Source organism: Shewanella sp. HL-SH4 (assembly GCF_051164845.1).
Lineage (GTDB): Bacteria > Pseudomonadota > Gammaproteobacteria > Enterobacterales > Shewanellaceae > Shewanella > Shewanella glacialimarina.
The window spans coordinates 1,986,906-2,010,523 of the sequence record NZ_CP195037.1; the positions used below are offsets into that span (position 1 = coordinate 1,986,906).

Sequence of the window (23,618 nt, forward strand, 5' to 3'; positions counted from 1 at the left end):
TCTTTGTGGCCGGATTAATCATCCGGCTTTTTTTTGCTTAAAATTTATTAACCGACATATTTATACGGCTACGTGAGTTTATGATAAACCGCTCAATTCTATCCCCATGCTGTTAATCATCAAACTTCATTTAATTTAGCCACCAGTGTTTCACATCAATCTCATCGCTTAGTTAAACTGCAGCCCCTCGTAAGGGTTATTGGTATATTCATCTTTAGCTCTATGATAAAGACCAATAATAAATACCGTGCCCTTGCCTTCGGTAGACTTCACTTCAATAGTGCCACCTAGACGTTTTATAATACCGTAGCTTAATGATAACCCTAAACCTGTGCCGTCTTTACGGGTAGTATAAAATGGGTCAAATATACGACTTAGTTGTTCTGGATTTATGCCTATACCCTCATCTTCTATTTCGATTTTCACTCCTATAGGTTCATCACCTTGAAGCCAGTCTTGGGTTCGGATCCAAATTTTGCCCTTACCTGTATCATTTCTAGCTTCAATAGCATGGGCGGCATTAACAACTAGGTTAATTAGCACTTGTTGCAACTGCGGTCGATTAACCTCAACGGGACAACTTGCATTAAGCGCTTTAACTAGTACAACCTCTTGCTTTTGTATTGAGTGACGCACCAAGACTAAAACTTCTTCAACAATCGGGGTCATCTGATGCATTTCGATGGGGGCATTAAATTCACCTGGGCGACTGTACTGCAATAAGCTACGAATAATAGTGCTTATACGTCCCACTTGCTGGATCACGAGATCAATTTCTTCTGATACTTGTTCAGCTTGATCACCCAATTCATACTTTAATAATTCCATATTACCTAGAATTACAGCGGTAGGATTATTAATTTCATGGGCAATACCCGCCGTTAACTCACCTAATGCGGTTAGTTTTTCATTGGTGACCAATTGCTGGCGAGTTTCATTCAGTAATTCGACATTACGTTGTAACTCTTCCGTTTTGTCTTGCAAGCTTTTGGTGCGCTGCTCCACTTTTAATTCGAGTTGCTCTGCTGCAGCTTGAATCTGTAAATTTCGACTTTGCAATAAGTCCAGCATACTATCGAACTGTTCAGCTAAATGAGCCAGTTCATTCTCACGATCTAAACCGAGCTCACCGATACGAACATTACGGCCTGATTGTACCGCTTTAACCACCTGATGAATGCGTTCTATGGGTTTTAATAAACTGTAGGCGCCACGATAAACCAATAAGCCTGAGCCAAATAATACCAGCATTAAAATACTGCCTAACTCAATAATATTAAGTAGATAATTATGAATGAAAGGTCCTTCAGAAAAACCGGTGTATACCATACCCACTCGTTTACCATAGATATCAAGCAAAGGGGCGTAGGCGGAAATGTACCAGTCATTAAACACAAATGCCCTATCAACCCAAGTTTGCCCATCCACTAGTACTTTTTGCTTCACCTCTTCTGACACTAAGGTGCCTAGCGCGCGATTTTGTTCAGAATATAGTGACGACGAGGCATTCATTGGCACGTTAGTACTGACTCTGACATTGTCTAAAAAAATCGTCACAGTACCAATTGAATGTGCAGGTAAAGTCCCTTTGTCATAAACAAGATTGCGAATGTAATCAACTATCACGGTATCTTTATTGAATATATTCCCCCCATCAAGATACCACTGCATTGAAGAGCCTGAATTCATTATTATTGGTAGTACACTTCGACTCACTAAGCCGCGATGTTCCTGCTGCTTGCTTGGCGCTATCGCTCTTTGAGTGGTTTTAAGATTAATTGTGGCATATTGTGCCAATTGTGGGTTTATTTGCTTTAAACGCTCAGAGGGAAGCACCATGACACCTGAAGATGGCGAGTCAGGTTTGTTACGCAACAATGCTGTTAAATCTGGATCTGTTTTAACTTCTTCTACACTGATTAACCTTAAAAAATCTAAGTTAAATTGCCGCTGAGTTTGCGTTAATACCTCTGCGATCGTCTGCTGCGCGTGTGGATTATTTTTATCTTGTTGGAGTTGACTAAACGCAGTTTGAAAGGCCCATGAATTTGCCAGATGAACAAGCTGTTGCTCTTGACGGATTTGAACCTGTTGTAGTGTGTTTTCAGCAACCGATAAATCAGCTTTAACCTTCATAAACAATTGCTGACTGGTATAACTAATATTCCAGTAAATAGTGATAAATACTAGGCTGATTAATGTCATTAAGATCGGCAATAGTGTCAGAATTAATAGCCGATAACGCACCTTAGCCTGCATTTGTTGCCAACTGATACCGAATATTTGTTTAAAAAGTGACACGATTAAGCTTCCTTTTGATCCTCGCAACTATCTTGCCCAAACCAATCTTTGTACTTTCTGTCTAAGGTTTTTCGCGATACGCCTAAATCTCTCGCCGCTGCGGATTTATTGCCATCATGGGAGTCAACCACCTGTGTTACATGCTGTTTTTCAACATCTTTTAATGTCCAACTTAGGGGGTAGCCGTAATTATCTACTGTTTCTGCTTGTTCAGTTTTTTTCCAATACTCTGCAGGGGGCTTACCTAATAAAATACATCGCTCAATCATATTCTTAAGCTCACGGATATTACCTGGCCATTCATGCTGCTTTAAGACTTGTAAATCTTCATGGCTCCATAGAACCGGTTTAATGCCCAAGTCCTGTGATATCTGTACCGTAAAATGATGGGTTAATTCCACCACATCTTCTGGACGAGCACGTAAAGGAGGAATTAAAATATTCAGTACATTTAAACGGTAATACAAATCTCGACGAAAATGGCCTTGGTCGACTTCTTCAATTAATAACCGGTTAGTGGCCGCCACAACACGCACATCAATTGCCACTTCTTTCTCACTACCCACTGGGCGAATTGCACGTTGTTCTAACACTCTTAATAGTGCCGTTTGCATATTCATCGGCATTTCGCCGATCTCATCTAAAAAAATAGTCCCACCGGAAGCAAAACTAAATAATCCTTCCCGAGAGCTTTTTGCTCCGGTAAATGATCCTGCTATATGACCAAATAACTCACTGGCCAATAGATCTGGTGCAATAGCGCCACAATTCACCGGTACAAATGGGCCTGCTCGTCCACTCAACTGATGTAGCTGGCGCGCGACAAGCTCTTTACCTGTACCTGACTCGCCTTCAATTAAAACAACCGCATTGGTTTGAGCAACACGTTCTATCACTTGCTTAACTTCATTAATCGCGTCACTGCTGCCAATGATGGTAGAAGACTGACCATGGGATAGCTCACGTTTTAGCATAAAATTTTCACGCTTTAGTAAACGCTTTTCAATACAACGATCAACAGCTGTCATCATTTGTTCTAGGTGAAACGGCTTCATGATGAAGTCTGATGCGCCCGCTCGTAATGCTCTAATCGCCACATCCATGTCAGCATAACCCGTCATAAAAATAATATCGGACTGACGGTCTGTATCATCTAATGCCTCATGCCATTCGATGCCTGAACGATCGGGTAACCGAATATCGACGATTAACAAATCAAAATGACCTTGGCTGCGGAGTTGCTCGGCCTGTGCAATACTTGATGCGGTTTCGACTAAAGCAAATTTTTTCAACATGGCTTTAGTTAAGAAGCTGCGCATTCCAGGCTCATCGTCAACGATTAGAACCGACATACTGGTGTTAGCGCTTACAGCGATGCTCATAATTACTCCGATTGGACATTTTGGCTCAACTTGGCGTTACTTTAGCACTCAATGATAGAAACTGGGTCAGGATGAACCACCAAAAAGTGACCTTGGGACAATTTGTCTTAGGTGTTTTTAACCACCGTGGGATCTGGTTCACAAATTAAGGTTTTGCCGTGAACTGAATTTGCACATTATGTAATTGGCATTTAACTTGCTTAACAGCGGACAGTATTAACGGTTACTAAACCGAGACTTACACCTCCAGTAATGGATTATGCAATTCCATCGTCGTTTAAAAGGATAATTTAATGTTAAAGAAAATCGCCTGTATTACGGCATCATTTAGCGTGTTGGGCAGCTTAGTTTTTAGTCCATTATTACAAGCACATGAGCATAAAAATCACAGCGTAATAAAATTAGCAACGACCACCAGTACTGAAAACTCTGGTTTATTAAGCGCATTATTACCTAGGTTTGAAAAACAATCAGGTTACTCGGTACAGGTAATCGCCACAGGCACTGGTCAGGCAATTAAACTCGCCAGCCAAGGTGATGTAGATATAGTGATGACTCATGCTCCTGCTGCTGAAGCAAAATTTGTCGCTGACGGCTATGGCATTCAACCTCGCGGCATTATGGAAAACGATTTTGTGGTCTTAGGACCTAAAAATGACCCTGCTGGTGTGCACAATGCTAAAAGCGTTATCCAAGCATTTGAGCGTATCGCCACCAAACCAAGCACGTTTATCTCCCGTGGCGATAACTCTGGCACACATATGAAAGAGTTGGAGATTTGGCAACAAACTAACGTCAAGCCTGATTTTGAAGGCTATACTTCGGTTGGTCAAGGTATGGGTAAAACCCTATTAATGGCGCATGAGTTACAAGCTTATACGCTAACAGACCGTGGTACATTTGTAGCTTACAAAGCAAAGTTGGACTTAACTATTAGCTTTGAAGGCGGCGCTGAATTAGCCAACCCTTATCAAGTTATGCTGATTAATCCGACAAAATACCCTGAGCTGAATCATCAAGGTGCACAAGCATTAAGTGACTGGTTAATCAGCCCTGCTACACAAAAAATGATTAATGAGTTCACCGTGCAAGGAGAGCAATTGTTTAAGGCAACTTATCAATAATGAGTGAAGGCTGGTTAGCCCTTTTGCAGCAAGCGTTCGGCTTGCTGATCTCTTTTGACCCCGATGTGTGGTCAATCATTTATGTGTCTTTTTCCGTCTCGTTCGCTGCGCTACTGATCACCCTGTTCCCATCCATCATGCTAGGCTTTTTACTTGCTTTTACTCACTTTCCTGGCCGTTGGATTGTCACTAATCTAGTGCAAACTTTACAATCAATTCCGACGGTTGTTATTGGATTATTAGTGTATTTATTACTCACCCGCAACGGTGTTATGGGTGATTTAAAATGGTTGTTTAGCCAAAATGGAATGATTTTTGGTCAGATGTTAATTTGCGCCCCAGTGCTAGTGGCCTTATCGCAAGCTGCATTTACCAGCGTCGACCGCCGCGCGTGGGAAACATCACGCACATTAGGTGCGAACTGGTTACATGCTATTTGGACTGTGTGTCGAGAATTACGAGCGGCATTATTGCTTGCTGTTATAGCCGCATTTAGTCGAATTTTAACTGAAGTAGGATGCTCTATGATGGTCGGTGGCAATATTATGAATGTCACCCGCAATATTCCTACAGCCATTGCGTTAGAAACCAGCAAGGGCGACTTTGCTCAGGCTATTGCACTTGGATTAGTGTTACTCATTCTGGCATTAGTACTGAATTTCTCTCTGGGCTCATTACGGGGTAAAGCCCTGCCAAGGAGTCATTAATGACTCGACAATCGTCTTCAACCATAGCGATTCGCTCCACAACAAAGGCGACAATCAATGCCACTAATGTGGTGATGCAGTTTGATCAAAAAGTACTATTTTCCGTCAACGAATTGAACTTTACCCAGGGGGATGTCATTTATCTACAGGGTGATAATGGTTCAGGAAAATCAACTCTAATGAAGATTTTGGCGGGGTTAATATCTCCTTCACAAGGGCATATTAACAGCCAAGGCTTTAGCCAACCCGCTTGGTGGCAAGCAGAGTCTTTGCTAGGTAAAGCGGTGTATTTACATCAACACCCTTATTTATTCGATGGCAGTGTTGAATACAATTTAACCTACGGATTAACGGTAAGACAAGCTCGCTCACAAGCAATACGGCAACGCTTAGTTCAGGCAATAAAAATGGCTCAACTTACCGACTTGGTGCACCATTGCGCCAGTGAGTTATCAGGCGGTGAGCGTCAGCGTTTAGCGATTGCTAGGGCCTGGATCTGTCAGCCTAAATTGCTCATGCTAGATGAGCCCATTTCAAACATGGACAAACACTCTCAACGCCTTGTGCTTGCCATGATAAACCAGCTTAAATCAGAAGGTACTGGCTTACTGATTAGTAGCCATCAAACCTGTGGCTTGACCGCGTTATGTCAACAACATTGGCATATTAAGCAACATGTTATACACACAAGCCAATATGTGCCTAATTTAGATACTCAACAAGATTACTCTGTTATGGAATCACACTATGTCATTGCCAAGTAAACACCAACCGACTATTGATGCCGTTATTCTTGCCGGCGGTATGGCTAGGCGTATGGGCGGAGAAGATAAAGGCTTAGTCGAGTTAAACAGCCAGCCGATGATTAGCCATACGATTATTCGATTAGCACCACAAGTACAGCGCATTATGATCAACGCCAATCGTAATCAACAGCGTTATAGCGAGTTCGGCTACCCTGTGATGAGTGATATTGACTCCGGCTATTTAGGCCCTTTAGCAGGCATGATCACCGCGATGGGCAATACTGAAGCAGACTTATTATTAGTAGTGCCCTGTGATTGCCCATTATTACCACAGGATTTAACCAGTAGAATGCTAGCAACTATGCAGCAAACAGGCGCTGAGCTTGTTGTGGCTAGCGATGGCATACGTGAACAACCTGTGGTGTTATTACTTAAGCCGGGTTTACGTGATTCAATGAAAACATTTCTAGATGCAGGTGAACGTAAAATCGATTTTTGGTACGCCAAGCATCACTATGAAGTGACCAGCTTTGCTGATCAACCTAACGCCTTTATCAATGTGAATACCCCTGAACAAAAACAACAGCTTGCTGAGCAACTTGCTGGACGATAGGTCGAGTAACCAGCCAAGTTATCTATAAAAACCAGCACAGTCTTTCAATTAGAGGTCATTATGTCTTCCGTTTTTAATAATCCACTGTCTATCCCTGTTCTTGGTTTTTGTGCATACAGTGGCACCGGCAAAACCACACTATTGAAACAGCTTATTCCTGAATTGAATCGTCGTGGACTTCGTTTAGCGGTGATCAAACATGCCCATCATGATTTTGATGTCGACATTCCCGGCAAAGACAGTTACGAAATGCGCAAAGCAGGCGCGAAGCAAGTGCTTGTAGCATCCCATGTTCGCTGGGCGTTAATGACAGAGGATGCATTAGAGACAGACCCGAGCTTAGCTCACCTGCTGAAACAAATTGAAGTAGATAAAGTTGATATAGTCTTAGTCGAAGGTTTTAAAAAGCTGGCCTTGCCTAAAATTGAATTACATCGCGCGTCACATGGCAAACCTTTAATCCATACCCATGATGAGAACATTGTCGCTATTGCTTGCTGCGATGACACACAAACGCCAGCAGAATTGACTCGATTAAATATCAACAATGTTGCTCAAATTGCCGATTTTGTCATCCAATATCAACAAAGTTGGCAAGCTAAATCTGTCACTTTGCCGATTGATCTCTTAACTGCACAAACACCAAGTGATGGCCAACAAGGGCTTTCGGTTGCGCAAGGCATTAATCATATTCTTAGCCAGGTTAAACCAATTGTTGGAACCGAGTTAGTCGACTTAGACGAACTGGACAACCGTGTTTTAGCCAATGATTGTATTTCCCCGGTTAACGTTCCGCAACAAACTAATTCAGCTATGGACGGTTACGGATTTGCATATCACGATGTTGCTTCTGGCAAGCCACTCACCATAGTGGCAGAAGTACTGGCTGGCCATGGCTATGACAAGGTTGTAAAACCGGGGGAAGCGGTAAGCATTATGACCGGAGCGCCCACCCCACAAGGTGTCGATACCATTCAACCTCGGGAGCTTTGCGACACTCAGGACAACCAATTAACGCTGTTAGAAACCACTCATATTAAGCTAGGTCAGCATGTGCGCTTAGCCGGTGAAGATATTGCTATTAATGAGGTAGCCCTAGTTAAAGGTAAGCGTTTAGGTGCGGCTGAGATAGGTTTATTAGCCTCTTTAGGGGTTCATCAAGCATCAGTGGTTAAAGCACCAACAGTGGCAGTATTTTCCACAGGCGATGAAGTCAGCCAGCCAGGTGACGCCCTTAAACCAAATTGTATTTACGACTCTAACCGTTACACCATCAAAGCAATGGCCAGAAAGTTAGGCTGCAAAATTATCGACTTAGGTATTATTGAAGATAATGAACAGGCACTTACAGCCGCTTTACTTCAGGCATCCGAGCAAGCAGATATTGTGATTAGCTCTGGTGGTGTGTCTGTAGGAAATGCTGATTACATTAAAACCGTACTGGCTAAAATTGGTCAAATTAATTTTTGGCGCATCAATATGCGGCCCGGTCGCCCTCTGGCGGTAGGTAAAATCAATAACAGCTTGTTCTTTGGCTTACCGGGGAATCCTGTCGCTGTCATGGTGTCATTTTTACAATTCGTGCAACCTGCATTACGTAAGCTTGCGGGTGAACAACAATTGGCAGGTGAACAACAATGGCAACCCAGTTATATGCCAGCGGTTGCCGATGAGTTGTTGCGCAGTAAAACAGGCCGCACTGAATTTCTACGCGGGGTTTATCATATTGCCGCAGACGGACAAGTGCATGTTACCTCAAGCGGTGCTCAAGGCTCTGGCATGTTGAATTCGATGGTTACCGCCAACTGCTTAATCGTAATTGGTGAAAAGGATGAGCATATTGCCAAGGGCGAGCGTGTTTTTATTCAGCAACTTTAACTCACGTTTTAGAAAAATCTATAGGGGAAAGATAAGTCAAATTGTAGATAGCTCAGATAGTTCAGATAGCCAAGCAGGATATTAGCAATTGTCTGTAACTGATCGCTGTGATTTTGTTACCTCTATTGTGTGAGTGAAGACACCGATTTATTTACCGCGTGAGCTAGATGCCCATAACAACAAATAGCTCACGTATCTCGAAAATAGCTAAAGCAATAATGAAAGCGTGCAGATATTTCGATTTATCAGTGCCGTAGGTGGTTACTTCTATCAAGCTGACTTTACCTCATTGAGGATAGTTAGTATTTCTCACCATAGATGATAAACTCAAATAACGTTTCATTATCCTATTGAGCTTATGGCTTTATCACGTAAAAAATGGAATACCATTATTATCCTGGTCACAGCAATGATGATTGCTGTACTGAGCTTTATTAATAGTAAAACCGAACAGGTACCAACTGATGCAATGCCATTGTTTGACAGCACCTTGCCGTTAAAGCAACTGCACATCAATAATCAATGGCTTGCTGACTCTAACGGTCAATGGCAGTGCTCTGATGACGTCCTTAACTGCTTGCAATGGACTGAAGCTTGGCAAAACATTGCTATATCTGCATTACAAGTTGAACCCATACATACCTCTGAACCTATCAAGATTACCTTTGCCATTGCCAATATTGACGAGCCCCAAGTGTGGTTGTTATTCACTGAGGAAGGTTTATTACAATCACCCGGATTCAATTGGTATAAAATTCCCCCAAGCTTACGCGCTGATCTATTGCCCATAGTCAACGTACAATCTCACTAAGCATCAAAGTGAATAATTGTAGATGACCCACCATAAGAGAGATTGCTAAGCCATGCCAGAATTACCAGAAGTAGAGGTCACCCGCCAGGGTGTCAGTCCTTTCCTTGTCGGCCAAACCGTTGACCAGTTGATTGTACGCAATAGCTCATTACGCTGGCCTGTCCCTGATGTTGCACAAAACATTGTCGGCCAAACAATCAACAGCGTGCGTCGCCGCGCCAAATATTTACTCATTGATACCGATGCCGGCATCACGATTGTGCATTTGGGCATGTCTGGCAGTTTACGTATTTTGCCGCGCAATACACCGCCTGAAAAACATGATCATATCGATTTAATCCTCAATAACGGCCGAATGCTACGCTATAACGACCCTCGCCGCTTTGGTGCTTGGTTATGGTATGAACTCCCCGAAGATGCCCATCCATTATTATCTAAGCTTGGGCCTGAACCACTAAGCGATGCCTTTAATACTATCCAACTGCAAACTGCGTTAGCCGGTAAGAAAAAGGCCATTAAACTGTGTTTGATGGACAATCACATTGTCGTCGGGGTCGGTAATATTTATGCCAATGAAGCATTATTTGCTGCGGGTATTCACCCACAAACAGCGGCTGGCAATATAGACATTGAACGCTTGACCATCTTAGTTAATGAGGTGAAATTAATTCTAGCTCACGCGATCAAGCAAGGTGGCACCACGCTGAAAGACTTCACTAATGCCGATGGTAAACCAGGTTACTTTGCCCAAAAACTACATGTGTATGGTCGCGGCGGTCAAACCTGCACAGCCTGTGGTAATTTATTGAGTGAGATAAAATTAGGCCAGCGCACAACGGTTTTTTGTGGAGTGTGCCAACCTCGATAAATTAAATCGGTTGCAACAAGCATGAGCCTCATAAACTAGAATACAAAAAGGGAGCCGAAGCTCCCTTTTGTTGAATGCATTATGACTAAACCGTTTAGCCTTTAAAAACGATATTCATAACTGCCAAATACCGTACCATCGGTTTCATTATCTTCAACTTCAAACTTCGAATTAGAGACTGTACCGCCAAAGGTCACCATTCCCGACAACATCGGCATACGATAAGACACTTCTAACATTAACACGTCTTCTTTAGGTGGTTGGGGCGCCCATTCATTACTACTGTTTTGGCCGTCATTATTTAACTGGGCGTAACGTAGAATAGAACTCAAACCATGACTGTCTTTAAACTGGCCCACTAAGCCTAAAGCATACACTTTAGCATCACTGTCATAGGTGCTGCCCAAAGCTCTGCCATAATAACGCGAACCACTTTTATAGGTGCTATGTTCGTAAAAACAATTAAAAACACTTTGATCTGTCCCACACGCCACCATAGTGTCGGTGTATTCAAAAAACAATTTGTATTGCTGGCTATCAAAAGCAAAACGAGTATCCGCACCCATCATCATGCCGCAGTCAGCAAGGCTCCAGGGCGCTGAGCCACTTGAATCTTCACAGGTACGCTCTAAATACAAACCAACGGGTACCGTAAACCAAGAATCAGAATAACGCGCATCAAAGCCCGCCATCTGATTACCAATTTTTGTATTTAATGCTGGGTCACAGGTCGCATCACCGGTCGCACATTCAGTACCACCACTGATAGCATCAAAGAAGGTCGAAAAACCACACTCTTCACCTTCACCGCAAAACATGGTAGTCCACGAGACACCCAGCTCTAATTGTTTTAGTGGCCTAATAGCGCCGCGAAAATTCCACAGCAGTGGATTTGCTACCGCTCGCTCTTCTTCCAAACGGCTAAAACCCGCGGTTAATGTCCAGGGGCCTACCCAGGATAACAACGGCGTTTCAAATGCAGCAGCATTATTACGACTAAGCATTAATGATGGTGCGGGACGTGCATTATTTGACTTAATTAACCCAGAATCAAACCCCGGCCCCCACCATTGACTCAAAGTGCCTGCGGTGACAATCCAATTGCCTAACACCATCGAAAGATAAGAGTCATCTAAACGCACCTCTTTATCGTCTAGCGGATCATAATGGGCTGATGCGCTCACCTTATAGGCGAATCGCTCACCCATATATTCATAACTCGCGACGAGATCACCTTTTTCACGATAATCTGAACCAAAATGCTGAAAACGCGCAGCATCGCTAGCCATATTGGCTTTAATTTTAGCATCGTTGCGATTATCTATGGCATTTTGATAATAGAAATTCACCCGCGAAAAAGCATCGACTAAATCAGCTGACATCAGTGATGGTTCGGCTTTAGATAAATCAACACCTATACCAGACCACATTAACGGATAGGTATTCACTGGCACAGTTATGATACCTGCATCGGCTAAGGCTTGAATATCAACCCGTAAATAAATATCAGATGTATCAACCCAAGGCGCTGCTTCAGATTGGGGGCTATAGGTAATAACTATTATGCCGAAGGCTGCGACTAATGCGGAAGGCTTAAATCCTTTTAACATAACCCTATTTACCTTGTTGCAGCGCATGCATCTGCGCTATTTTCAGTTTCAATGCGACCGCAACCTGTGGATGAACAAATTGAGAAACATCACCTCCGTGTAAAGCCACTTCCTTTACTAAGGTAGATGATATAAATGAATTTTCTTCAGCTGGAGTTAAAAAGACCGATTCTAAATCAGGGCTTAAACGACGATTCATGTTAGCCAGTTGGAATTCATATTCAAAATCAGACACAGCACGCAAACCCCGAACCAATACACTGGCTTTTTGTTCTTTAGCAAAATCAACTAATAACCCTGTAAACCCTACCACCTCAACATTATCTAAATGAGCTGTCACCAAATTAACCTGTGCTACGCGCTCTTCAAGGGTAAATCTAGGTTGTTTAGAAGGATTAGACGCAATGCCTATAATCACATGTTTAAACAAGCGCGCAGCTCGCTCGATAAGATCGGCATGTCCATTGGTAACAGGATCAAACGTCCCAGGGTAAATTGCTCTTCTGTGCATAAGTCCTCTGTTATAGGCAATAGCTATATAAAAATCGAAAAACACCTGCCATTTTATCGGCTTAATATAGCATACATTTATCTAGGATTGACGTGTAAGTCGTTATTGAAACAATTCGATATCATGCCAAAACCCCGCGCTTTATCAGCCTTAACTGGACCGATTATTTAACGCATATATTGATGTGTATTATTGAAAAAAGTGATCACTCTCATTGGATTTTAAATGAACATTGAACAAGCCAATTAAAGTGAACAACATACAGAATTGTATGCATTAAAATATGCTTATGGAATCAGCTTAAGGTATTGAGTTGCACTATATTCAATATCAACGTGTTTAAATATTTCGGTATCTTCTATAACTGGATATTCGCTCAAGGCTTGTTCCATTTTAATGGCTAACGCCTGCGGATCGCGTCTTGGCACTAAAAACTGCGCACAGTCTTGAGTCAAAATTTCATTGGGTCCAAATGGGCAATCTGTACTCACCACTGGGGTACCACATATCAAGCTTTCCATAATGACATTACCAAAGCCTTCATAGTCGGAACTGAGCACTAATAAACGAGCGTGTTGAATCCAAGAAAATGGATTTTCTTGAAAGCCAGGACAAATAACGCGGTCGGCTACACCATACTTGGCAGCAAGTTTTAATGCCTTTTTAGGATTGTTACACAGTAAGACGAGAGGCAGTTTTATGTCCATTTTTGCAAGGGCGCTAAACAACACATCGTGGCGCTTTTGCTTAGCCACTCGCCCCACATGAATAATATAATCACCTTTAGGGATTTGCGCATTGGGTAAGTTCGCACTCTGGCGGATACCTTCAATGTCAAAAGGATTATAAATAGTCTGGATTGACTTAGGCTTGATACGTTTTTGCTTAATAATATCTTGTTCAATACCTTTTGAAACGGTGATCAAATGCTGGCCTTCTAATGCTTTCTTTGCCCGCCACATGCCAAAGTAGGCCAACGGACCAAGTTTCATTTCACGCCTAAGCTCTTCTTCAATCGCATTGTGAATAACACAAAAAAGTGGGCTCACCTTTGCCTGAGTAAGCAGTAAGTTTGTTCTGTCCAAATTAGAGAAAAACACATCAAATTGACCAAACTCATCTGATAATTTCCCTATCCATTCTTGGGTACGTTTAACTGAGCGATATTGTACAAACACCCCATCAATATGACGTTGTCCTTTGGTAAAACAAAAATGTACTGGGATATCTTGAGGTAGTGTGTAATCACAATGGGGGCTAAGCACCAATAAATGCGGCTCATGTCCTAGTCGTTTAAACTCCCGCGCTAACGTCAGGACTATTTTTTCTGCGCCCCCACCAGCTAAACTATCAATAGCAAGACCTATACGTTTAGCCATTTTGGTGAGCCTCGCCTAATAAACGAGTCACTTCAGCCATGCAAATATCTAAACCTTCGGCATCACTTTTCAATTGCATTGTGCTAATCAGTTTTTGCCGATTCAGCGGTGTGACCAATAATTGCACAGTACGCGTCATGTCGACGACATTAGTATCACAACTCAAGGCTAACTGATGTTGTGTACAACGTTCAATTCTACTTGGTTGGTCTTTAGATACAGCAACGGCTAACGTGGGTACATTTAGCGCAATAGCTTGTAATAACGTATCACCACCACTCAATACAGCAGCTTGGGCATCGCTCAGTAAGCTAATAAAATCGAGACTGGTAAGCTCAGGAATAACAATGATACCTTCCATGTCGGCTAACTCTTTAGGGTAGTTAGGACCAAAGACCATTAAGCTGGAAATACCTGTTAACTTAAATAAGTTGGATGCGGTTTCGGCAAAAATATCTGCCGCTAAGTGATCACCAATTCGATGCCCCCCAGAACCTGAGCTATAAAGTAAATATTGCCCAGAGGTAATACCATAATTTTGCTGTAGCACCTGTAGTCGAACTGGATCAGGTTTAGCAAAAATAGACCCGGTAAAAATAGGAAAAGGGCGCTTAATCAGGTTGAGCTTAAACTTATCAAAGCGGGTAATATCACCAATAACAAATTCAGGCTGAACCACCCAATGACTATCAGTTACGAGTGCACGCTCAATTTTCATCCCCCGGGCGCGTTTACGCCTATGCTGGCTAACAAACACCACTTTTGCCCCACTTTTATGAGCATGTTTCAATTGTGCTTTTCGCCCTGCAGCATCAAAAATAACTAAGTCAGGCTTTAAACCATCCACCAGCAAATTAACTTCTTTAACTCGCTTTGTCGGAGTGTCATCGACTAGATGGGTAACATAAGGGCAAGAGTTGGCATAAGGGGCACGACTATTCAGGACAAACTCAATTTGGGCATCTGGCCAACGGGCCGCAATTTCATCAGCCACAATTTTAGAACGCATATATTCTCCAATTCCTTCTTCTGAAGACACTGGAACAAACAAGATAACATGCGCTTTTGCCATTAAAGTTTTCCCATTGCTACATAACGTAAGCAATATTAATTTCCATTATATTTACAACTAGAGACTTATTTATAACGCCAGTATTAATGCGCTGCATAAACCACAAGGAGGGTATTTATACCAGTTTTCACCCTAGGATGAAATGCAGTCAAAAGCTTGTACAACCATTTCAGTAGTGATCATCGTCATTAACTGATCGCCTTTGGCTCTTTTTCCCCAAGGAATGTCGCCCTGCACTTGTGTCGCTATAGCTTGTGGATAAACGCTCACAGTATGTTGGCGATAAAAATAGGGCCCTGTTCGATCAGGATTAGAATGCGCATATAGACCAATAACAGCAGTGCCCTGAGTCACCGCCATATGTAATGGCCCGGTATCGGGGGCAAGCATCAGTTTAGCCTGTTTTAACACCGCAAGCAGTTGCGTTAAGGATGTTTTACCGACTTGGTTATCTAATGTGTGTTGACTGTGTGATTGAATTGCATCGGCTAAGTTTTTTTCAAGTACTGTAGGGCCACCACACAACATCACCCTATAGCCTTGAGATATCGCATAATCCGCCACAGCAGCGTAGCGCTCAGGTAGCCAGTTACGTTCAGCTTTACTGGCTGCGGGGCAAATAATAAATACCTTATCATCACCTATAAGTTGTGAAGCAAAGTCAGTGTCAGCTTGTGGGACAGGTATATACCAACGTGGCGTTAAGTCTGTCACACCAATGGCTTTGGCAAACCCCATAAAACCGTCTAAAACATGTGGCGTTGCTAGTGGCTCTACCGCATGGTTAGTCACTAGCCACTGGCCTTCTTTGGCTCTAGTCTTATCAAAGCCAATACGAATTCTGGCTTTAATCATCAGTGATGCAATTGTGGCCCTTAGCGCTACCTGCATATGTAAAAGCACATCGAATTTTTGTCCGGCTAATGCTTGTCGCAATGCACCATAACTTCGCCAACCTTGGGATTTATCAAATATGACAAACTTTATCCCAGGGAGGTGTTTTAATAGTTGGTATTCTACTTTGCCTATAATCCATGTAATGCTTAGTTCAGGATATTCACGCTGAATAGCTTGTACCATAGCCACGGCATGACACACATCACCAATGGCAGATAACCTTAAAAGGCATAATGATTTCATCTTGCTGGGGTCAAACTTCATGGGCGTCCAATGTAAGATTAAGCAAGCGAAGTTGCCAGTGAATGCAAGTGAGTGATCTTAAGGTATAATGCCCTTTTGATCTAGCAGGGTTATTAACTATTCATGCAGCTAAAATCCATACCCAACGGCGTTATTGCTTGGTGCCCACCATCGGCAGCACAATTAACTGTCGACAGTTTCACTGTTGAGCACTGGCAGGCGAACGATGCTGTCGTTGGCCAGTCCAAAGGACGCTACACCACTTGGTTTGTGCAAACCGGTGCTGAACACCAACAGCAACAGTGGGTGTTACGTCATTATTGGCGTGGTGGATTAATGGAAAAGTTTAGCCGTGATGCTTACTTCTACACAGGATTAGCCCGCACACGCGCCTATGCCGAGTTAGCGTTATTAGAGCTGCTTTATCAAGAAGGTTTTGCGGTACCAAATCCCATTGCAGCTAAAATTGAACGTTTTGGTTTCTGGTATCGAGCAGATATTATTATTGAGCGAGTCGCTGGTGCGAAAGATCTAGTGGCGCATTTAACTAACCAGCCACTTAATAAGGCTCAGTGGCACGCATTGGGCGAAACTATTGCTAAGTTTCATCTGCGTGGGGTGTACCATGCCGACCTTAACGCGAAAAACATTTTAATCTCTGGTGATTCATTCTCGTTAATCGATTTTGATCGCGGTGAAATTAAATCACCGCAGAAACAATGGCAACAGGCAAATTTACAACGATTATTGCGCTCGTTTAACAAAGAGCAAACTAAACAACCTGCTTTACCATTCACCACAGAAAACTGGCAACAATTAATCCAGGGCTATCAAACGCTAAACCCAGTAGGGCTGTAAATTAAGCGCCAATAAAAGCAGCCTATTGAGCTCTTTCGTGTATTTTAGTGCGTTAATAACTGCTCGATTAGCGCATATTGTTTTTCAAGTGCGCCTTTATTTTGCTCAACAACACCACGAGCAGCTAGCACAGCTTGTTGATAGTCTTGCTGATGTTCAAAAAAGTGCAGTAGTGTGTCGGCAAGTTCATCAGCATTGGCTACCACTTTAAGACCTCCAGCTTGTTTCAGCAGCGCAGTAATTTCGGCAAAATCCCAATGATGAGGCCCCACAGTGACAGGTAACCCCATTGCTGCTGGCTCTAGTGGGTTGTGGCCACCGTTATTAATTAACGTGCCGCCGACAAAAGCTTGGTCTGCTGCGCCATATAACATCACCAACTCCCCCATAGTATCGCCAAGTAACACTTGAGTTTGTTCAACCACGTTATCATTCATACTACGACGCGCGAATTGCAGACCAGCTTGAGCAATGGTAATAGCTGCTAAATTAAATTGCTCAGGATGACGCGGCGCCATAATTAATAAAGCCTCAGGATATTTGGCTAACAGTTGTTTATGTGCAGTTAATATCGCGTCAAACTCACCGGGATGAACACTGCCCGCGACCCAAATAGGCGCTTGTTGGCGTTGCCATTGCAGCCTTAACGCTTGAGCTTGCTGCAATTTTTGTGGATCAATTGTAAGGTCAAACTTTAAACTGCCACACACATGCACAACGGCGGGGTCAATGCCTAACGAAGTAAACCGGCTAGCTTCTGCTTGGGTTTGCACCGCAATAGCACTTAATTGTTTTAACATAGGCTGAGTAAGCCATGACTTACTTTGATACTTTTTAGCAGATTTAGCTGATAAACGCGCATTCGCCAGTACTAACTTAACGTGCTGTTTATCTGCAAAATATAACAAGTTTGGCCACAACTCGGTTTCCATAATGATCAACATTTGGGGTTTTGTCTGGCGTAAAAATCGCTTCACTGCATAAGAAAAATCCAGCGGTAAATAGCAATGCTGTACTTTAGTGCCAAATGCTTTGACCACTTCGCTAGACCCTGTTGGGCTAGTCGTCGTGACGGTAAATTTATACTCTGGATAGGTTTTAATTAGCTTTTTAATTAGCGGCACAGCGGCCAAGGTTTCACCCATTGAGACACAATGCACAACCACATCGGTTTTTGCCCATTGGGTTAAACCAAAACGTTCACCCCAACGACTGCGGTAGTCAACACTCTTATAGGCACGCACGCCAAAATAAATTACAACTAATGGAAACAAGAGGTAAAGAAATATCGAATACAGAATTCGGAACATTAATTAGCTACTTTTGAGATTTTTGCTTGTCAGATAAACACAATGTTAACATAATCATAATTCATAGGGATATGAACTCTCGATTATCATGTCGCCATAAGCGTAAATGACTTTTTGTTGAAATTGGAAACCGCATGAAAACCCGCGATAAAATTGTTTTTGCAAGCCTCGAACTGTTTAATGAACACGGTGAACGTGCCACAACAACCAATCATATTGCAGCCCATTTAGGCATTAGCCCAGGTAATTTGTATTACCACTTCCGTAATAAAGAAGACATCATCAACTCCATATTCAGTTTGTATGAAAGTCATTTAGAATCAGGGTTTAAACCTTACGATGATATTCCTATTACGGTAGACTTACTGATTGGCTATTTTGATGCCATGTTTTACACCTTATGGCAGTTCCGGTTTATGTACGCCAATTTAGCCGATATTTTAAGTCGGGATGATGCGCTTAAAAAACGTTATTTACATGCCCAACAGCAGGTATTAAATCGCTCTAGTAATGTATTACGCAAACTGAAAAAAGACGGCATATTAGCCGTAGATGATGACCGCATTATTGACTTAGCAGACACGATTAAAATGATGGTGAGTTTTTGGATTAGTTATCAGCTAACTCAAACCAGTATCGGCACCATAACTAAAGCCACTTTATATGATGGTTTATTACGGGTTATGATGATTTTTAAAGCTTACTCAACGCCGTCATCCATCGCGACATTTGACCGTTTAGAACATCATTATCGTGATATCGCTAGCCAAGAGCGCGCTGCCGCAGCGTAAACTCTACAGCCATCAAACAATGTTGCCCGAACCCGCTACAATAGTATGTGGGTTGGCGGTATTTTCGATAACAATTCATTCATAATTCTGATTAGATTTTCTAATCGAAACACCTCAATTGCCCTAATCTTGTTAATGTTGCATTTGCCACTATAAAAAACACTGTGGGACAACAAAAATACAGGTTAGAATGCCATCAACTCCAACTGACCTGCCCCGTGTAGACCGATTTTACACTGAGGTTTGGATTAGCATAATAACCAATATCTAGGAGAAAAAAGGTGGCCTCAACCTCTTTCTATGACCGTATCAACCAACAAATTGCAGATGTAAAAACCGATGGCTTATATAAAAGTGAGCGTGTAATTGCATCTGCTCAGCAAACCTCGATTGAAGTTAATCACACTCAAGTTATTAATTTTTGTGCTAATAACTATCTAGGTTTAGCGAATCACCCTGACCTTATTGCAGCAGCAAAAGCGGGTTTAGACACCCATGGTTTTGGTATGGCTTCGGTGCGTTTTATCTGTGGCACGCAAGATATTCATAAGCAATTAGAAGCAAGCTTAAGCGCGTTTTTAGGTACTGAAGATACTATTTTGTATTCTTCTTGTTTTGATGCCAACGCCGGTTTGTTCGAAACCTTATTAGATGCCGAAGATGCCATTGTGTCTGACGCACTTAATCACGCCTCAATCATTGACGGCGTACGCTTATGTAAAGCGAAGCGTTTCCGCTATGCCAATAATGATATGGCTGATTTAGAAGTCCAATTAAAAGCAGCTCAAGACGCTGGTGCACGCAATATTCTGATTGCCACCGACGGTGTGTTTTCGATGGACGGCGTAATTGCCAACCTGAAAGGCGTATGTGATTTAGCTGATAAATACGGTGCATTAGTGATGGTCGATGACTCTCACGCCGTGGGTTTTATTGGTCAAAATGGTCGAGGTACTCACGAGTACTGTGATGTTATGGATAGAGTTGACATCATTACTGGTACTTTAGGTAAAGCATTAGGTGGCGCATCAGGTGGCTTTACTGCCGCTAAAAAAGAAGTGGTTGAATGGTTACGTCAACGTTCACGCCCTTACTTATTTTCAAACTCTTTAGCCCCATCAATTGTCAGTGCGTCGATTCGTGTGCTGGAAATGCTACAAACAGGGCAAAACTTGCGTGAAGCCGTATGGGAAAACAGCCGTTATTTCCGTGAGCAAATGACAGCTGCAGGCTTTACTTTAGGCGGCGCAGATCATGCCATTATTCCGGTTATGATTGGCGATGCCAAACTAGCAAGTGACTTTGCTAACAAATTACTGGCTGAAAATATCTACGTGGTAGGTTTCTCATTCCCTGTTGTTCCTAAAGGACAAGCACGTATTCGCACCCAAATGTCAGCCGCACACACCCGTGAGCAATTAGACCATGCTATCAGTGCCTTTACCCGAATAGGTAAAGACATGGGCATTATTTGATCTTAGCCAAGACGACAACAGCTCGGAAATAATAGGTTATTAAGATGAAAGCACTAAGTAAATTAAAGCCTGAAGAAGGCATCTGGATGGTTGACGCACCAAAACCAGAAGTAGGTCATAACGACCTATTAATCAAAATTCGTAAAACGGCTATTTGCGGCACTGACGTACATATTTACAAATGGGACGAATGGGCGCAAAAGACCATTCCTGTTCCTATGATCGCGGGTCATGAGTATGTCGGTGAAGTGGTCGGCATGGGCCAGGAAGTGCGCGGATTTGCTATTGGCGATCGCGTGTCAGGTGAAGGCCACATTACCTGTGGGTATTGCCGAAACTGCCGAGGCGGTCGCACTCATTTATGTCGTAACACTTCTGGTGTGGGTGTAAACCGTGATGGCGCATTTGCTGAGTTTTTAGTATTACCAGCATTTAATGCCTTTAAAATTCCAGCGGACATTCCGGATGAATTAGCCGCTATTTTTGACCCATTTGGTAACGCTGTTCACACCGCATTGTCATTTGATTTGGTCGGTGAAGATGTATTAATCACAGGTGCTGGGCCTATTGGTATTATGGCTGCGGCGGTGTGTAAGCATGTGGGCGCTCGCCATGTGGTGATTACCGATGTTAACGAATACCGCTTAGACTTGGCCCGCAAAATGGGTGTAACCCGCGCTGTAAACGTCGCCAAAGAAAACTTAAAAGATGTGATGAAAGATCTCGGCATGACAGAAGGCTTTGACGTCGGCTTAGAAATGTCTGGGGTGCCATCAGCGTTCCACGCCATGTTAGACACCATGAATCACGGCGGCAAAATTGCCATGCTAGGTATTCCTGGTGGCGATATGGCTATTGACTGGAGCAAAGTCATTTTCAAAGGGTTAATCATCAAAGGTATTTATGGCCGCGAGATGTTTGAAACCTGGTATAAAATGGCCAGTTTAATTCAGTCGGGATTAGACCTGTCACCTATTATTACCCATCATTTCAATATTGATGACTTCCAACAAGGCTTTGACGCTATGTGTTCAGGCCAATCAGGAAAAGTGATTTTAAATTGGGACTAATTTAGGCACAGCCCTAAACCTAACATAATATTCACACCAATAAGGGGTTGTATCATTACAACCCCTTATTACATAATCACGTTTACTTTGTTATTTATTCCGTTATTTTTACCTTAAGGTGCAGCATGTCGACTTTTAAGCATTTATCTATCAACGAACTCATCCATATGACTACAGATTCTAACGATGTACAGATTGTTGATATTCGCGATGGCGCCACTTTTAATGCCGGGCATATTGAAAACTCGATCAATTTAACTAACGAAAATATCGCTCAGTTTATTGCCGATGCCGATATGGATAAACCACTAGTGGTTGTCTGTTACCACGGTATAAGCAGCCAAGGCGCTGCAGGCTACCTTATTGAACAAGGTTTTGATGATGTCTATAGCCTTGATGGTGGTTATGTCGCATGGGGAGCCGCCCACGCATGATAGAAATTGGCCTGCTACCATACGCTCGCACCGCACAGGCTTTTGTGGATTACCTAACAGGCTTGGGTATTGAGAGCCATATTGAGCCTCACCCTCATGGCGTGGCCATTATGTTAGTTGAGCCACAACATGAAGCAAAGGCCCGTAATGAATTTGCTCAATTTGTGTTGCATCCTCACGATGAGAAGTATCTACAGGCTTCTTGGGATAATGGCAGTACACAGACAAAGTTTGATTATGGTTCAGGTATTTTAGGCTTAGCCCAGCAATTTATTACCGGCGCAGGACCACTGACATTAATCACCTTTTTTAGTTGTGTTGTTGTATATGCATTAATGAACTTAGGTCTGGGTAATGCCACCTTTAGCGCATTATCATTTTTTAGCGCTGTGCCTGACAGCAACCTTAATCAAGTTTGGCGTGTATTTACCCCCTCATTAATGCACTTTTCCGCGATGCATATTATTTTCAATTTACTCTGGTGGTGGTATTTGGGTGGTAAAATAGAAACTCGCTTAGGGACTAGACCCTTATTGTTTTTATTGCTTATGGCGGGCACCTTGCCCAATATTTTACAATTTTTTATTACAGGTCCCAATTTTGGCGGCTTATCTGGCGTGGTCTATGCGGTAGTCGGGTACACCTGGTTAATGGGTGTACGAAAACCAGATTGTAGTATCGCATTACCACAATCTTATATGGGCTTTATGATGGTTTGGTTAATATTAGGGTTTACCGATTTATTAGGTATGCCAATAGCTAACGGAGCGCATGTGGGTGGTTTGTTGGTGGGTCTAGCTCAAGCACTATTCGATAGCCGTAAATCAGCTAAAAGCTAACCCTCCTCTTTGTCATTGCTGGCAAGCGAGGGTTAGCATTTACCCTATCATTTCTAACACCTTATTAACCAGTTTCTCGATGCCTTCATTAGCTTGTGCAATGCTAGTTGCCAGCATGTAAGCTGGAGTTGTGACTATTTTATTCGCCTCATCAACAAAAATATCCTCAACATTCGCCGCATGATGTTCGCCGCCCATTTCATTAAATGCATGAGCAGTTTCATTGTCACGGCCAATAGTGCCCTTAACATTCGTGTAAATAACTGGTAGCATCATAGGGGCAATACACATGTAGCCTACTGGCTTATTCGCCAACGCAAACTCCCGCAAAAAGGTCTCAACAATAGGTGAAATAGTGCAATCACTGCCATTAGTGGCAAAGTTAGATAAGTTTTTCGCTGCGCCAAATCCACCAGGCACAATCAAGCCATCAAACTGGTCAACGTCTAAGTTGGCTGCGTTAAGCACTTCTCCTCTGGCAATTCGTGCTGACTCAACTAATACGTTTCGTGTTTCTTGGGCTGTAACCTCACCAGTTAAATGGTTAACCACATGCATTTGATCAATATCAGGGGCAAAACACTGATACTTAGTACCCGCACGAGACAACGCCAGTAAGGTTAAAACAGCCTCATGCACTTCAGTGCCATCAAACACACCACATCCACTTAATAATACTGCAATAGTTTTCATTGTCGG

The 23,618-nt window shown here is 42.7% G+C and carries 22 protein-coding genes; 13 read left to right on the forward strand and 9 right to left on the reverse strand.

What is annotated here, in order from left to right; genetic code table 11:
• Positions 1 to 168 precede the first annotated feature (168 nt).
• Positions 169 to 2,259 carry a sensor histidine kinase gene (locus ACRWQL_RS09715; RefSeq protein WP_434953358.1) on the reverse strand — a complete coding sequence of 697 codons (2,091 nt, stop codon included), beginning with the start codon at positions 2,257 to 2,259 and terminating at the stop codon, positions 169 to 171.
• Between the two features lie 44 nt (positions 2,260 to 2,303).
• Positions 2,304 to 3,683 carry a sigma-54-dependent transcriptional regulator gene (locus tag ACRWQL_RS09720; RefSeq protein WP_434927786.1) on the reverse strand — a complete coding sequence of 460 codons (1,380 nt, stop codon included), beginning with the start codon at positions 3,681 to 3,683 and terminating at the stop codon, positions 2,304 to 2,306.
• 293 nt (positions 3,684 to 3,976) lie between these two features.
• Here ACRWQL_RS09720 and ACRWQL_RS09725 point away from each other — a divergent pair, with 293 nt between their 5' ends.
• From ACRWQL_RS09725 to mutM, 7 genes are all read left to right on the forward strand, one after another.
• Positions 3,977 to 4,807 carry a substrate-binding domain-containing protein gene (locus tag ACRWQL_RS09725; RefSeq protein WP_434953250.1) on the forward strand — a complete coding sequence of 277 codons (831 nt, stop codon included), beginning with the start codon at positions 3,977 to 3,979 and terminating at the stop codon, positions 4,805 to 4,807.
• Positions 4,807 to 5,514 (forward strand): ABC transporter permease, encoded by a 708-nt coding sequence (locus ACRWQL_RS09730; RefSeq protein WP_434953251.1) that lies wholly within the window; start codon positions 4,807 to 4,809, stop codon positions 5,512 to 5,514. The genes ACRWQL_RS09725 and ACRWQL_RS09730 overlap by 1 nt, the downstream gene beginning before the upstream one ends.
• Complete coding sequence (locus ACRWQL_RS09735) at positions 5,514 to 6,278, forward strand: ABC transporter ATP-binding protein (protein ID WP_434930748.1); 765 nt, start codon at positions 5,514 to 5,516, stop codon at positions 6,276 to 6,278. Before ACRWQL_RS09730 ends, ACRWQL_RS09735 begins: the two co-directional genes overlap by 1 nt.
• Positions 6,262 to 6,873, forward strand: a complete 612-nt coding sequence (mobA, locus tag ACRWQL_RS09740) for a molybdenum cofactor guanylyltransferase MobA (RefSeq protein WP_434930749.1) — start codon at positions 6,262 to 6,264, stop codon at positions 6,871 to 6,873. The genes ACRWQL_RS09735 and mobA overlap by 17 nt, the downstream gene beginning before the upstream one ends.
• Positions 6,874 to 6,933: 60 nt before the next feature.
• Positions 6,934 to 8,751, forward strand: a complete 1,818-nt coding sequence (locus ACRWQL_RS09745; RefSeq protein ID WP_434953252.1) for a bifunctional molybdopterin-guanine dinucleotide biosynthesis adaptor protein MobB/molybdopterin molybdotransferase MoeA — start codon at positions 6,934 to 6,936, stop codon at positions 8,749 to 8,751.
• A 358-nt stretch (positions 8,752 to 9,109) separates the two neighbouring features.
• Complete coding sequence (locus tag ACRWQL_RS09750) at positions 9,110 to 9,562, forward strand: hypothetical protein (RefSeq protein WP_434953253.1); 453 nt, start codon at positions 9,110 to 9,112, stop codon at positions 9,560 to 9,562.
• A gap of 52 nt (positions 9,563 to 9,614) precedes the next feature.
• The gene (mutM, locus tag ACRWQL_RS09755; protein WP_434953254.1) at positions 9,615 to 10,430 is read left to right on the forward strand and encodes a bifunctional DNA-formamidopyrimidine glycosylase/DNA-(apurinic or apyrimidinic site) lyase; all 816 of its coding nucleotides are present in this window, start codon (positions 9,615 to 9,617) and stop codon (positions 10,428 to 10,430) included.
• Between the two features lie 101 nt (positions 10,431 to 10,531).
• On the opposite strand, the gene ACRWQL_RS09760 is transcribed toward mutM, so the two are convergent.
• The 5 genes from ACRWQL_RS09760 to ACRWQL_RS09780 form a co-directional block, all read right to left on the reverse strand.
• On the reverse strand, positions 10,532 to 12,040 hold the full coding sequence (locus ACRWQL_RS09760) for a capsule assembly Wzi family protein (protein ID WP_434953255.1): 1,509 nt from the start codon (positions 12,038 to 12,040) through the stop codon (positions 10,532 to 10,534).
• A gap of 4 nt (positions 12,041 to 12,044) precedes the next feature.
• Positions 12,045 to 12,551, reverse strand: coding sequence for a pantetheine-phosphate adenylyltransferase (coaD, locus tag ACRWQL_RS09765; protein WP_434953256.1), 507 nt, complete (start codon positions 12,549 to 12,551; stop codon positions 12,045 to 12,047).
• 287 nt (positions 12,552 to 12,838) lie between these two features.
• A complete protein-coding gene (locus ACRWQL_RS09770) occupies positions 12,839 to 13,930 on the reverse strand; it encodes a glycosyltransferase (protein WP_434953257.1) in 1,092 nt (363 codons plus the stop codon).
• Positions 13,923 to 15,002 carry a hypothetical protein gene (locus ACRWQL_RS09775; RefSeq protein WP_434953258.1) on the reverse strand — a complete coding sequence of 360 codons (1,080 nt, stop codon included), beginning with the start codon at positions 15,000 to 15,002 and terminating at the stop codon, positions 13,923 to 13,925. The genes ACRWQL_RS09770 and ACRWQL_RS09775 overlap by 8 nt, the downstream gene beginning before the upstream one ends.
• A gap of 132 nt (positions 15,003 to 15,134) precedes the next feature.
• Positions 15,135 to 16,163 carry a glycosyltransferase family 9 protein gene (locus ACRWQL_RS09780; RefSeq protein ID WP_434953259.1) on the reverse strand — a complete coding sequence of 343 codons (1,029 nt, stop codon included), beginning with the start codon at positions 16,161 to 16,163 and terminating at the stop codon, positions 15,135 to 15,137.
• A 102-nt stretch (positions 16,164 to 16,265) separates the two neighbouring features.
• On the opposite strand from ACRWQL_RS09780, the gene ACRWQL_RS09785 reads away from it, so the two are divergent.
• The gene (locus ACRWQL_RS09785) at positions 16,266 to 17,000 is read left to right on the forward strand and encodes a 3-deoxy-D-manno-octulosonic acid kinase (RefSeq protein WP_434953260.1); all 735 of its coding nucleotides are present in this window, start codon (positions 16,266 to 16,268) and stop codon (positions 16,998 to 17,000) included.
• Positions 17,001 to 17,044: 44 nt separating this feature from the next.
• On the opposite strand, the gene waaA is transcribed toward ACRWQL_RS09785, so the two are convergent.
• Positions 17,045 to 18,310 carry a lipid IV(A) 3-deoxy-D-manno-octulosonic acid transferase gene (gene waaA, locus ACRWQL_RS09790; protein ID WP_434953261.1) on the reverse strand — a complete coding sequence of 422 codons (1,266 nt, stop codon included), beginning with the start codon at positions 18,308 to 18,310 and terminating at the stop codon, positions 17,045 to 17,047.
• A 134-nt stretch (positions 18,311 to 18,444) separates the two neighbouring features.
• Between waaA and ACRWQL_RS09795 the strand changes: the two genes are divergently transcribed.
• From ACRWQL_RS09795 to glpG, 5 genes are all read left to right on the forward strand, one after another.
• Positions 18,445 to 19,101 (forward strand): TetR/AcrR family transcriptional regulator, encoded by a 657-nt coding sequence (locus ACRWQL_RS09795; RefSeq protein WP_434953262.1) that lies wholly within the window; start codon positions 18,445 to 18,447, stop codon positions 19,099 to 19,101.
• Between the two features lie 281 nt (positions 19,102 to 19,382).
• A complete protein-coding gene (locus ACRWQL_RS09800) occupies positions 19,383 to 20,576 on the forward strand; it encodes a glycine C-acetyltransferase (RefSeq protein WP_434930762.1) in 1,194 nt (397 codons plus the stop codon).
• 44 nt (positions 20,577 to 20,620) lie between these two features.
• A complete protein-coding gene (gene tdh, locus ACRWQL_RS09805; protein WP_434927767.1) occupies positions 20,621 to 21,646 on the forward strand; it encodes an L-threonine 3-dehydrogenase in 1,026 nt (341 codons plus the stop codon).
• Positions 21,647 to 21,771: 125 nt separating this feature from the next.
• Positions 21,772 to 22,080, forward strand: coding sequence for a thiosulfate sulfurtransferase GlpE (gene glpE / locus ACRWQL_RS09810; protein ID WP_434927766.1), 309 nt, complete (start codon positions 21,772 to 21,774; stop codon positions 22,078 to 22,080).
• Positions 22,077 to 22,919 (forward strand): rhomboid family intramembrane serine protease GlpG, encoded by an 843-nt coding sequence (gene glpG / locus ACRWQL_RS09815; RefSeq protein ID WP_434953263.1) that lies wholly within the window; start codon positions 22,077 to 22,079, stop codon positions 22,917 to 22,919. The genes glpE and glpG overlap by 4 nt, the downstream gene beginning before the upstream one ends.
• A 39-nt stretch (positions 22,920 to 22,958) precedes the next feature.
• Here the strand turns inward: glpG and elbB are convergent, their stop codons facing one another.
• Positions 22,959 to 23,612 carry an isoprenoid biosynthesis glyoxalase ElbB gene (gene elbB, locus ACRWQL_RS09820; protein ID WP_434953264.1) on the reverse strand — a complete coding sequence of 218 codons (654 nt, stop codon included), beginning with the start codon at positions 23,610 to 23,612 and terminating at the stop codon, positions 22,959 to 22,961.
• Between the last annotated feature and the right edge of the window lie 6 nt (positions 23,613 to 23,618).